Annotated in this window: 9 protein-coding genes and 4 tRNA genes; 2 read left to right on the plus strand and 11 right to left on the minus strand. The window is 61.7% G+C overall.

Annotated elements, in window-relative coordinates; translation table 11 throughout:
• From CVU60_17840 to CVU60_17855, 4 genes are all read right to left on the minus strand, one after another.
• A partial coding sequence (locus CVU60_17840) for a hypothetical protein (protein ID PKN40007.1) occupies positions 1-187 on the minus strand: 187 nt, incomplete at its 3' end.
• Between the two features lie 100 nt (positions 188-287).
• The gene (locus CVU60_17845) at positions 288-1,334 is read right to left on the minus strand and encodes a glycosyltransferase family 9 protein (GenBank protein ID PKN40008.1); all 1,047 of its coding nucleotides are present in this window, start codon (positions 1,332-1,334) and stop codon (positions 288-290) included.
• Positions 1,331-2,440: a glycosyl transferase gene (locus CVU60_17850; GenBank protein ID PKN40009.1), complete on the minus strand. Its 1,110-nt coding sequence runs from the start codon at positions 2,438-2,440 to the stop codon at positions 1,331-1,333. Before CVU60_17850 ends, CVU60_17845 begins: the two co-directional genes overlap by 4 nt.
• On the minus strand, positions 2,437-3,537 hold the full coding sequence (locus CVU60_17855) for a glycosyl transferase (GenBank protein ID PKN40010.1): 1,101 nt from the start codon (positions 3,535-3,537) through the stop codon (positions 2,437-2,439). The genes CVU60_17850 and CVU60_17855 overlap by 4 nt, the downstream gene beginning before the upstream one ends.
• Here CVU60_17855 and CVU60_17860 point away from each other — a divergent pair.
• Positions 3,536-4,366 carry a glycosyl transferase gene (locus CVU60_17860; protein ID PKN40011.1) on the plus strand — a complete coding sequence of 277 codons (831 nt, stop codon included), beginning with the start codon at positions 3,536-3,538 and terminating at the stop codon, positions 4,364-4,366. The genes CVU60_17855 and CVU60_17860 overlap by 2 nt on opposite strands.
• An 88-nt stretch (positions 4,367-4,454) precedes the next feature.
• Here the strand turns inward: CVU60_17860 and CVU60_17865 are convergent, their stop codons facing one another.
• From CVU60_17865 to CVU60_17875, 3 genes are read right to left on the minus strand one after another with little or no spacing between them, the layout of a single operon-like run.
• On the minus strand, positions 4,455-6,047 hold the full coding sequence (locus CVU60_17865; GenBank protein PKN40015.1) for a glucan biosynthesis protein D: 1,593 nt from the start codon (positions 6,045-6,047) through the stop codon (positions 4,455-4,457).
• 18 nt (positions 6,048-6,065) lie between these two features.
• Positions 6,066-6,428: a molybdenum cofactor biosynthesis protein gene (locus tag CVU60_17870; GenBank protein PKN40012.1), complete on the minus strand. Its 363-nt coding sequence runs from the start codon at positions 6,426-6,428 to the stop codon at positions 6,066-6,068.
• A gap of 18 nt (positions 6,429-6,446) precedes the next feature.
• Positions 6,447-8,165: a hypothetical protein gene (locus tag CVU60_17875; protein PKN40013.1), complete on the minus strand. Its 1,719-nt coding sequence runs from the start codon at positions 8,163-8,165 to the stop codon at positions 6,447-6,449.
• 199 nt (positions 8,166-8,364) lie between these two features.
• Between CVU60_17875 and CVU60_17880 the strand changes: the two genes are divergently transcribed.
• Positions 8,365-9,855 carry an ATP-binding protein gene (locus tag CVU60_17880; protein PKN40014.1) on the plus strand — a complete coding sequence of 497 codons (1,491 nt, stop codon included), beginning with the start codon at positions 8,365-8,367 and terminating at the stop codon, positions 9,853-9,855.
• Positions 9,856-10,106: 251 nt separating this feature from the next.
• On the opposite strand, the gene CVU60_17885 is transcribed toward CVU60_17880, so the two are convergent.
• The 4 genes from CVU60_17885 to CVU60_17900 all read right to left on the minus strand — a co-directional run bounded on the left by CVU60_17885 (position 10,107) and on the right by CVU60_17900 (position 10,521).
• Positions 10,107-10,181, minus strand: a tRNA-Gly gene (locus CVU60_17885).
• A 102-nt stretch (positions 10,182-10,283) separates the two neighbouring features.
• Positions 10,284-10,358 (minus strand) — tRNA-Gly (locus tag CVU60_17890).
• Between the two features lie 6 nt (positions 10,359-10,364).
• Positions 10,365-10,439, minus strand: a tRNA-Cys gene (locus tag CVU60_17895).
• Between the two features lie 7 nt (positions 10,440-10,446).
• Positions 10,447-10,521: transfer RNA gene (locus tag CVU60_17900), tRNA-Gly, on the minus strand.
• Positions 10,522-11,009 lie beyond the last annotated feature (488 nt).

Here is an 11,009-nt window from a genome sequence, read left to right on the forward strand (position 1 = left end):
TGGTGCCCATTATCAGTTCCACATCGGAGAAGGGCACGCCGAAATGTGAGCCGACGCTGGTGACGACGCCGTGTCGGTCAGCATTTGCCTGGACATTCAGGTTGTCCAGAAACGTGTCCAGACCGTCGGCCATGGCCGAACCGGAGCAGAACAGCAGGATGCACAGGGAAAGCGCTAATCTCTTCATGAAGTCACTCCCTTTAAAAAAATACTGATCAAAAGGCTTTGATACAGCCTCATCCATACGGGCTGAAAGAGGGGCAGGCAATACGGAAATGCGGTGTTCCCTAAGAAGAACCACGGGCGCTTAAAATTTCCAGTACCCGGTCCGCGACCCGTCGGGGAGGCAGGTTTTCCAAACAGGCGTGGTCGCTGCGGGAACAGGTGTTCTCGTTGCAGGGACGGCAGGGCAGGTCTTCGAAGATGTCCTGATGGTCATCCGACGGAAAGCGCCAGCCGCCGCTGGTCGCCCCCAGAACCGTCAGCGTCGGGGTGTTCACGGCCACGGCGAAATGGCGCGGCCCGGAACAGTTGCCGACGTGCAGCCGGGCCAGGGACTGCACCGCCGCCATCTGACGCAGGCCGATGACTGTGTCCGGAAAGACGCAGGCCTCGGGCGCGGGGCAGTGGTCCAGAACCTCGCGGGCCATGTCCGCTTCGCCCGGGCCGTAGAGGATCAAAAAACGCAGATCGGGCCGCGCGGCATGAACCTGGCCGATCATGGCTCCGTAATGACGGGCCGGCCAAAGGCGGGTTGTGCGGCGGTGGGTCGGGTCCAGGGTGATGAAACTGCCCGCAGCAAGCCCGAATCCGGCCAGATACTCCCTGGCCCATGCGGTCTCCGCTTCGGTCAGAAAAATTTCCGGGGCCTGTCCGCTCCAGGCGATGCCCAGCGGGGCAAGGATGCTGGCCCGGTAGCTGCCGGAATAGGCGGGTACGGGTTTGGCCCAGTGGGTGTAGAGCAGCCGGTTGTACCAGGGCGGCGGGTAGGAAAGGCGGACCTGGGCGCGGCTCATGAGGGTCACGAAGCGGCAGCGCGGAAGCTGCTGGAAATCTACGATGAGATCGTAGTTTTCACGGGCAATGCGGGCATAGAACTTAAGCTCGGCCAGAAAGTTTGGCAGCTCCTTCTTGTTGAGCGCCCATATCCTGCGCACGTGCGGATTGTTTTCGAGCACCGGCGTGCATTTTTTTTCGGTGAAGATGTCGATGGCCGCGTTTGGGTAGCGCTCCTTCAGGAGCCGGATGGATGGCGTGGTCAGCAGCACATCGCCGATCTGGCGCAGTTGGCAGACAAGGATGCGTTTGGGCTCAAAGGTGGCAAGATTGGTCATGAAAATTCCCGGATAAGGTCGGCATAGGGCTCAAGCCCGCTTGGCGGCGCATAATCGGTGCGCGCGGTGGAGCCGTTGTGGATCATGGTTCTGATGCGCCCGGCCAGCCCTGCTGTGTCCGCCGGGTCGGCCAGGATCGCTTCGGGACGCAGGAAGACGGAGCTGCCGTTGCAGGCCGTGGAGATGGTCGGCAGGCCGCAGGCCAGGGCTTCGAGCACGGCGTTGGCGCAGGCGTCGTAAAAGGTGTTCAGCACGAAAATGTCCCCGGCCCGGTACAGGGCGGGCATGTCGTCCACCCGGCCCAGGAAGTGGACGCGCTCCCGCATCCCAAGACCTTCGGCCAGAGCGATCAGGTCGCGGCTGCCGCGCCCGCCGGCCACGGCCAGATGGAAGGACGGCGGCAGCTGGGCCAGGGCCCTGATCAGGACGTGCACGCCTTTCAACCGGAAATTGGTGCCCGCGGTGATGATGAGATCCGCGTTTTCCGGAAGGTCGAAGCGACCGCGCAGCTGCGCCTTGGCGGCTTGATCGCCCGGGGAAAAGCGGTTCAGGTCCGGTTTGTTGTAGACGAGATGGATATTCTCAGGCGCAAGATGGGGGTGCGCCTTGATCGTCAGGTCGCGCACGAATTCGGAATTGGCCACCAGCACAGGGGTGTTCCGCACGCAGAGTCCTTCGATGAGCCGACCGAGCTGTTTGCCCGGAGACAGGTGCCGGGCAAGGGTCTTCAGGGTGCGTTCCCGGCCCGGGGCATAGGCGCGGATGGAGTAGTCCCAGAAAAGTTTTGTCGGCCCCCCCGACAGGCGCGAGATGTCCTGGAACACGGTGTTCCCGAGCCCCATGCTCACGTCGAATTTTCCCCTGCGCCGCACGACCTCCGCGGCCAGGGCGAACCAGAGAACCTTGCCGAGCTTGCCCGGGATGGGGCGGCCGACCCGGATTACCTTTACACCTTTTGGAGGGGGGCCATCCTGCCTGGAGCAGATGAAGGTGACGTCGAACTCCGCCGCACACTGCGTGGCCAGAAATTCGGCCAGACGGTATCCGAACTGCTCGGCTCCACCGTAACGGCTCAGTTTCGGGAGCATCAGCGCAATGCGTTTCATAGTGCACCCTCGTAAACCGCCAGGGTTCGGGACAGAAAATCGCGGCCTGAAAGATCGGCCATGCGCCTGCGTTGCGCCTGGCGCAGGGTTTCGGCCAGGCCGGGTTCCGTGGCCGCGGCGCGGATGCCCTGTTCCAGAGCGTCCACATCACCGGCGGCAAAAAGAGCCTCCGGCTCCAGCAGGTCGGGCATGACGCCCACATCGGTGCCGATCAGCGGCACTTCCGTGGCCATGATTTCAAGGGCCGCCCTGGCGATAGTCTCGGACCACAGTGACGCGACCACTCCAAGATCAAGGGCGTTCAGGCAGGCGGCGATATCCGGACGCTTGCCCGTGATGGTAGTGATGGAAGCAATGCCGCGCTCCGCGATCCAGTCGCGCACGGTGGATTCGGGCGTGGCCGAATCAAAGCCGAGCAGCAGGAGACGGATGTTTGTCATGCCCTGTCCGTGCAGTCTGGCCACGGCCCGGATCAGCTCGTGCTGGCCCTTGACCTGGTCGAAGCGGCCGAGCAGGCCGACGACGAAGTCGTTGTCCCCGTACCCCAGTTCCGCCCGAATGCGGGCGCGGGCGGCCGGGTCGGGATAAAAGACGCTGGTGTCCACCCCGCCAAGAATCTGGTGCAGCTTGCCTTTTGGCACTTGGAAAACATCCCGGAAATGGCGGGTCATGGGCGAGTTTGTGGTGATGACCGCGTCACTGACATCATTGTGCAGCCAGCGGTTGACGAGGTTGGCCTTTGGCAACCGCTGGTCGCCGCGGGTGCGGATCAGTTTGAACCCGCCCAGTTCCTTCCTGATCAGGCCCCACAGCAGGTAGCTTTCGCCCCGGTGGCAGTTGACCACATCGGGCCTGAATTCGCGCACCAACCGCTTGAGTTTGCCGTACAGCGCGGCTATGCCCCAGGGCGTGGTCGTGTTCAGGTCCATCAGGCGCATGGGCAGCCCCCACTCCTCCCCCTTGCGGGCGGACAGGGTGTCCGGCAGGCCCAGGACCAGGACCTCATGGCCGCCTTCGAGCAGGAGGCGGCTCAGGTACATCCCGTACCAGGCTGTGGCGTTGAACCACCGGACATTGACGACCTGGATGCTTCTCATGACATGTGTTTCCGTAATTATCCCCACCCACAACAGGGCAGATGTTCTGGCTCGGGCCGTTGCCTCCGTGCTGGGGCAGACCTGGGCCGATCTTGAGCTTTTTGTCGTTGATGACGGCTCCACCGACGCGACGGCCTCGGTGCTGGCCGAATTCGACGATCCCCGGCTTACGGGAATGCATCAGGAAAATAAAGGGGTCAGCTCCGCCCGCAACCGGGGCATTGCGGCCAGTGGCGGCGGGTACATCGCCCTTTTGGATTCCGACGACTACTGGATGCCGGACAAGCTCGAAAAGCAGGTCCGTTTCATGGCCGAGAGTGGGTTTGCGATCTGCCAGACGGACGAAATCTGGATCAGGAACGGGCAACGGGTCAATCCCCGTTTCAAACATGCCAAGCCCGCCGGATGGTTTTTGGACCGATCCCTCGAGTTGTGCCTGATCAGCCCGTCGTGCGTCATGTTCACCCGCGAGCTGTGGCAGGAGCTTGGGCCTTTTGACGAGCGCCTGCCCGCTTGCGAGGACTACAGCCTGTGGCTGCGCGTCGGGGCGCGTCATCCGGTGGGTCTGGTGCCCGAATCCCTGACGGTCAAGACCGGCGGGCACGCGGACCAGCTCTCCCGGCGCATCATCGGCCTTGATCTGTACCGGGTCTACGCCATGATCGACCTGCTGCGGAACATGGCCCTGGACGTCGAACAGCAGGCCCTGGTCGCGGCCGCGCTGCGGGAGAGGGTGAGGCTCTACGCCCAGGGCTGTATCAAGTACGGCAAGGACGAAGAGGCGGTGCGGGTGCGGGATCTGGCCGCAGAGGTCTTGCGCGGCCTTTGAGCTGGCGGATGGTGTGAACGTAAAAAAAGGGCTTCGGCGTGCGCCAAAGCCCTTTTTTTGATTCTTTTTTCGGTGCCGCCCAGCAGGCTTAGGGGTTGTAGAGCGTGCGGTCCTGCAGGGGCGGGGGCGTCATCTGGTAGACCCAGGTTTCGCTGATGCGGCGGCCGTCGACCTCAAGGTGCAGGCGCAGGTCGATGGGGTTCTGGGTTTCGTCGGGGGGGACCACGTCGAACATGCAGCGAAAGCCCTTGAGGGCATGCTGCGGCCGCACCGAGGTGATTTCGATGCGTCCGGCCGAGGTGCTCAGGACAGGCGTGATTTTGGAATCCTTGGCGATCATGGCCAGGTCGCCGCCGGCGAAGTCCACGGCGAAACGCCTGCTGTAGTATTCGCGTTTCTTGCCGACCACGCCGCCAAGGCCCGTGAAGGTGTCGATCACGCGGGCCAGGTTGCCGGGCATGGGCGGGTTGGTGCCCCAGTACAGATTGTAGCTGAAAAGCAGTTCCTGGCCGGCTTCCACCGGAGCGGCGGGGTTCCAGAAGGCCACGATGTTGTCGAAGGTCTCGTCGACATGGGATATCTCGACCAGTTGCACCGAGCCTGCGCCCCAGTCTCCCACGGGTTCTACCCAGACGCTGGGGCGTTTGTCGTAGAACACGCCGTCATCCTGGTAGTGGTCGAAGTTCTGGTCGCGCTGGAAAAGGCCGAAACCGCGCGGGTTCTGGTCCATGAAGGCGTTGAAGCGCAGGAAGGGCGGGTTTTCCAGAGGCCGCCAGATCCATTCGCCGTTGCCGTTGTGAATGGCCAGTCCGTCGGAATCGTGGATTTCCGGCCGCCAGTCGTAGCCCATGCGGCGGTCGTTTTCGCCGTGCAGGAACATGCTGGTCAGGGGGGCCACGCCGAGACGTTCGATGGGTTTGCGCGGATAAAGGGCCGCGTCCACCTTCATGGTCAGAGTCTGGCCGGGGCGGATGTCGAAGCGGTATGCCCCGGTCACGCTGGGCGAGTCGAGCAGGGCGTAGACCGTGGCGGTGTCGCTTCCAGGGCGGGGTTTTTCCAGCCAGAAGTGCGTGAAGAGCGGAAATTCCTCGGGCCGTGGCAGGGCCGTGTCCACGGCCAGTCCGCGGGCGGACAGTCCGTACTGCATCTCGCCTCCCACGGCGCGAAAATAGCTTGCGCCCAGGAAAGCGATCAGGTCACGGGCCCAGTCGGTATGGTAGCGGAAGCGAAATCCGGCGAAGCCGAGGTTTTTGGGCAGGTCCTTGCCTTTTATTCCGGAGTTTCCGTATTTGAAGAGGTCCGGAGTGTAGTCGAGCTCTTTGACCTTTCCGCCTTCCAGTTCATAGAGGGTGATGGGGGTCCTGAAATACAGCCCCAGATGGAAAAGTTCGGCCCGGAAAAGGGACTTTCCGTCCTGCCACAAGGCATGCTCCGAATCGAAGGAGAGCTGCATGTAGTCGTCCCAGGTCAGGTTCTGCAGTACCTTGGGCAGTTCCCCTTCGTGGCTGACATGGGGTGTGGCGGCCAGGGCTCGGGCGCGGCCTTTGAGCCATGCGTAGTCGAAGGTTGTGCCGCCGGTAGGTATTGGCGCGTCCGTGGCCGCCATGGCGGCTACGGACACGCCAAGGAAGGCGCCAAGAATGATCGGGATGATCAACGCAAAAAGGGTTTGACGCTTCATGGTTTGGGGATTCTCCATTTACTGGGCAAGTTCCTGCTTGCTCACGGCTTCGGATTTGATGCGGTCCAGAAGATCGCTCAAGGCCGGTTTGACGTTTTCACGGATGTCTCCGGTCACGATCAGGAAAAGCAGGTCGTCACCGGGCACGTATTCACCGCTTTTTGCTTCGGCCACGACCTGGAAGATGCCGGGACGGGCTTCGATTTCGGCGCGGATGGCTTCGACCTTGGCCTGATCGACCTCGATCCTGACCTGGCTGACCTTGGATTTGTCCTTGCGTGACCAGGCGCGGACAACGCCGTTGTGCACCAGCACCATGCCCACGTTTTCAGTGAATCCGGGGTCGGTCTTGAGTTCGGCGATTTTCTTGCTGATATCCATGTTTTTCTCCTTCAGGCGCTAAAGTTCGTTCAAATGGGTGCGGGCGAATTCCAGAGCTGGGTCGAGGGCCAGCGCTTCGGTCAGGAGTTCCCGGGCCTTGTCCGCGTTGTTCATGAACTTGTGACACAACCCCAGATTCGCGAGGTCCATGGCCGATCCGCTGTCAAGAGCAAGGGCCAGTTCGAAGTTGGCCGCCGCTCCGGCGAATTCCTGCTGCTTGAAATAGGCCACCCCGCGCAGGTTGAAGTATTCCTTGACCTCGGGGCAATGCGTAACGGCCCGGTCCAGGTGGGGGATCGTGCTGGCCCACTGCCCCTGCTGGGAGAGCGCGTAAGCCTGATAGAATGCGGCCAGGCCCCGGTCGTCGGCTTCGGGCTGCAGGGTCTCGGCCTGCGCGAACCAGGACGCAGCCTGGTCGATCTCGCCCAGGCGCAGGGCCACGAGGCCCCGGAAGAACGGCAGGTAATGGGCGTCGGGATGAATTTTTTCGAGCACGTCAAGCCCCGCTTCGGCCTGCTCGGGGTCCATGTCCTCGGCCAACACGCGGCCAACGAACAGGCCCAGCGAGGCCATGGGCGTACGTTCCCGGAACAGGAATCCGGGGACGAAATTGTAGTTGGCGGGGATGCTGAGCTCTTTGACCGTCGTGTCCACGGAGAAAAAGGTGAACCCCTGGTCCTTGAGACGCGCACAGAAGTTTTCGAGTTCGGTGGCGATATCCGCGTCCTTGTTCGAAGGCAGCGAGTGGATGGAGACCATATCGCCGGAAATCAGCCATGCGCACTGGTCCGGGTGCATGAACTTGGGCAGGCCCGAGGCCTCGTAATTGCTGCCGGTCTCGAAATCCCCGCCGAGCTGGGCGATTTCCGTCAGGGCGCGGATGGCCGCTTTCTCGGGGGATGACGCCGTTCCCGCCGTGAAGACGATCTCGCTTTTGTGCGGGAAGGTGGCCGGGTCCATGACCAGGGCCGCCACAGTGGGCACGGGCAGGCCCAGGCTGAAATCCTTGAGTATGACTTTGAGGCCGTTGGCGGAGAATTTTTCGTGCAGCTCGATCAGGACCGGATCGGTGAAGGAGGCAGGATCGATGCTGGGGGTCTCCTGCCGGGTGCGGTCGACGACGGCGCAGACATGGCGCTCGGCCAGTTCGCATCCGCCCTGCAGCATGGACTCCTCCAGGGTATTTCCGGCGGACGACCCATTGAATTCGTTGAGCTTCTTGAACCAGTCCAGCGGGGCCATGAATTCCTGACCGGCTCCGATGTCCGTGACCGGAGCGAAACGCCAGGGCAACAGGTCGAGGATGCGGGCCGCGTCATCTTCACAGACCCCGTCCGCCACGGACTGGATCATGTAGGAGATAGGCAGGAGTCTGTCGCCAAATGCTTCCCGAGCCTGCGACCAGGTCATGGGCTGAAAGTTTTCGGGGGTGTCCCAGTAGGAGAAATAGCTGAATCTTTCCGCCAGTTCCATCAGCGCCGAGGCTTCGGCCTGGGGAGCGGAAGCGCCTTTGCCCATCTGCTTGCGGGTGGGCATTATGCCCAGGGCGTCTTCGCCGCAGAGCGACATGTAGACCGGAATGCCGAGCCGTCCGGTGTCGATGCGCCGGGTCTGGGCCAGAATGCGCTTGCCCGAATGCGCCAGAGCCTCCCGCGCCCGGATGACGGTTTCCTCGGGAGTGCAGGTCTTGTCCAGGTCCGTGACGTAGCCCTTGGGGCAGGGGTGTATCTTGATCATATTGGTCCGAATTGCGACGGGTTGGGGTTGCTTCCAAAGGTCTTGCGCGCGAAGCGTTTTGCCTGCGCGTGATGAACAACGTGTCGAGGGTTGTTGTGACGAGGCTTTTGGAGCAAGTCAATGGCCTTTGTTTTTGGAACCCGCTTTGATATGCGGGTGCGGAGTCAATACACGGCGGTGCACTCTTCAAGGAGGGGCCATGAGCGCATATGATTTTTTGCTTGGCGGGGCAGGCGGACAGGGTTTGTATCAGCTTGGAGTCATGGGCAATCGTCACGGTCTGGTGACGGGTGCCACCGGCACCGGCAAGACCGTCACGCTGCAGGTGCTGGCGGAGAGCTATGCGCGGATGGGGGTTCCGGTCTTTGCGGCCGACATAAAGGGCGATCTTTCGGGCGTCGCGGTGGCGGGCACTCCTCATGCGAAGATCGATGAGCGCCTGGCCGTCATGCCCACGCAGGATTTTTCCTTTCAGGGCTGTCCCGTTGTTTTCTGGGACGTCTTTGGCCAAAGCGGGCACCCCCTGCGCAGCACCATCTCCGAGATGGGGCCGCTGCTTCTTTCCTCGCTGCTGGGCGTGAACGAGACGCAAAGCGGGATCCTGTACGCCTGTTTTCGCATCGCCGACGAGCAGGGCCTTTTGCTCCTCGATTTAAAGGACCTGCGGGCCATGCTGGAGTTCATGGCCGGGAATGCGGCGGAGCTGCGCGGGACCTACGGCAACATCAGCGCCGCCAGCGTGGGCGCATTGCAGCGGCAGTTGCTGGTGCTGGAGGAACAGGGCGGGGACATCTTTTTCGGCGAGCCGGCGGTGAACCTCGGGGACCTCATGCATGTCGATTTTTCGGGCAACGGCGTCATTTCCATATTGGATGCCTCAAGCCTCATGTCCCGCTCGCCGAAGATCTATGCCACGTTTCTGCTTTGGCTTTTGGCCGAGCTTTTCGAGCAGTTGCCGGAGGTCGGCAACCCAGACAAACCCGTCATGGTCTTTTTCTTCGATGAGGCCCATCTGCTTTTCGACAACGCGCCAAAGGCCCTGGTGGACAAGATCGAGCAGGTCGTCCGCCTGATCCGCTCTAAGGGCGTAGGCATCTATTTCATCACCCAGAGCCCGACGGATGTCCCGGACCAGATCCTGGGGCAGCTTGGGCTCAAGATCCAGCATGCCCTGCGCGCCTACACGCCGAGGGAACAAAAGGCAGTGCGGGCCGTGGCCGAGAGCTTTCGGGCCAATCCCGCCTTCGACACCGGCGAAGCCATCGTCAGTCTCGGCACTGGCGAGGCACTGGTCTCCGCCTTGGATGAAAAAGGCAGGCCGCGCATGGTCGAGCGGATTCTGATCCGCCCACCGTATTCGCGCATCGGCCCGTTGACGGAGCAGGAACGAGCCACCATGCTGTCCCGTTCTCCCTTGAAGGGGCGTTACGATGCGGCCGTGGACCGGGAATCGGCTTTTGAGCTTTTGCAGGTCAGGGCGAGCGAATCCATGGCCCGGGCGGAAGAGGCCAGGCAGGCCGAGACGCAGGCCAGGAGCAAGGGGACGGACAGCGGCTGGTTTTCGGGGTCGGGGCGCAGACAGGGCGTGGCCGAGGCTCTGGTCAAGAGCACGGTGCGGACCATCGGGACCCAGCTTGGCCGGGAAATACTGCGCGGAGTGCTGGGATCGCTCTTTGGCAGGAAACGTTGATGCCTGCCATGGGCCTTTTTTCAAGGACGGTGTTGTCTGTAGGTGGTGGAGAAGTTGCTGGGCGCGGGCCGCTGCAAAAAGTCGTGAAAGAACCTGTGCGTCATTCCCGCGAAGGTTGGAATCTATTCTTTTTCAGGTAGTTAGAAGGGCATGTCCGGAGTCCCCTTGTTCGAGGGGATGGTGGCTGTTTGCAGCGAAACTTGGGTGGAGAAAAAAGAAAAAGGCCGGACAAACCGGCCTTTCAATTTTTGTGGAGCGGGAAACGAGATTTGAACTCGCGACTTCAACCTTGGCAAGGTTGCACTCTCCCACTGAGTTACTCCCGCGCTCGAAGTGAGGCAGTCCTAATCAGAAGGTCATGACGCAAGCATTTTTTGCGTGGCGGTCCGGCTGAAAGGAAAGGCCGGTCAGGGACCGGCCGAAAAATCTGGAGCGGGAAACGAGATTTGAACTCGCGACTTCAACCTTGGCAAGGTTGCACTCTACCACTGAGTTACTCCCGCGGTGCTTGGAGGCGGCATCCAGATTTGAACTGGAGAATGGAGGTTTTGCAGACCTCTGCCTTACCACTTGGCTATGCCGCCTTCGTTGTGGAGCGGGAAACGAGATTTGAACTCGCGACTTCAACCTTGGCAAGGTTGCACTCTACCACTGAGTTACTCCCGCTCAACGAGGAAACGTGTTTATAAAGGGCAGTGCTGGCTGTCAATTAAAAAAATGATTTTTTCTTTCCGAATGGCTCCAGACTTTGGAGTTGAATGCAGGGGCGCGCAGACCGTCGGGGTTCGGGCAAGGTCTGCCGGAACTTCTTCGCTGGCCTCGTAATGCTTCCCGGCCTTGGGGTTTGGGCATTCTGTTGTGCTTCGTGCGGCGAACGGCCGGGAAGCAAACGATGCCCGGCTCAGTCGGACAGCCGACAGCCCTCGCCCGAACCCCGACGGCCTGCTTGAGGCGGAGCGGAGGGGTGTTGAAAATGTCAGGGGTGCAGGGGACGTGTTCCCTGCCCGCCGGAGGCATCTCTTGATGCGGGGCTGCGCAGACCGTCGGAGTTCGGTCAAGGTCTGCCGGAACTCCTTCGCGGGCCTCGTAATGCTTCCCGGCCTTGGGGTTTGGGCTTTCTGCTGTGCTTTGTGCGGCGAACGGCCGGGAAGCAA

It is taken from the genome of Deltaproteobacteria bacterium HGW-Deltaproteobacteria-18 (assembly GCA_002841885.1).
In the GTDB taxonomy this organism is placed as follows: domain Bacteria; phylum Desulfobacterota; class Desulfovibrionia; order Desulfovibrionales; family Desulfomicrobiaceae; genus Desulfomicrobium.

What these genes read in the sequence shown, in the direction of transcription:
- CVU60_17870 (PKN40012.1), bottom strand. Translation starts at nt 6,428, where the DNA reads ATGGATATCAGCAAGAAAATCGCCGAACTCAAGACCGACCCCGGATTC.
- CVU60_17875 (PKN40013.1), bottom strand. Translation starts at nt 8,165, where the DNA reads ATGATCAAGATACACCCCTGCCCCAAGGGCTACGTCACGGACCTGGAC.
- CVU60_17850 (PKN40009.1), bottom strand. Translation starts at nt 2,440, where the DNA reads ATGAAACGCATTGCGCTGATGCTCCCGAAACTGAGCCGTTACGGTGGA.
- CVU60_17860 (PKN40011.1), top strand. Translation starts at nt 3,536, where the DNA reads ATGACATGTGTTTCCGTAATTATCCCCACCCACAACAGGGCAGATGTT.
- CVU60_17865 (PKN40015.1), bottom strand. Translation starts at nt 6,047, where the DNA reads ATGAAGCGTCAAACCCTTTTTGCGTTGATCATCCCGATCATTCTTGGC.
- CVU60_17855 (PKN40010.1), bottom strand. Translation starts at nt 3,537, where the DNA reads ATGAGAAGCATCCAGGTCGTCAATGTCCGGTGGTTCAACGCCACAGCC.
- CVU60_17880 (PKN40014.1), top strand. Translation starts at nt 8,365, where the DNA reads ATGAGCGCATATGATTTTTTGCTTGGCGGGGCAGGCGGACAGGGTTTG.
- CVU60_17845 (PKN40008.1), bottom strand. Translation starts at nt 1,334, where the DNA reads ATGACCAATCTTGCCACCTTTGAGCCCAAACGCATCCTTGTCTGCCAA.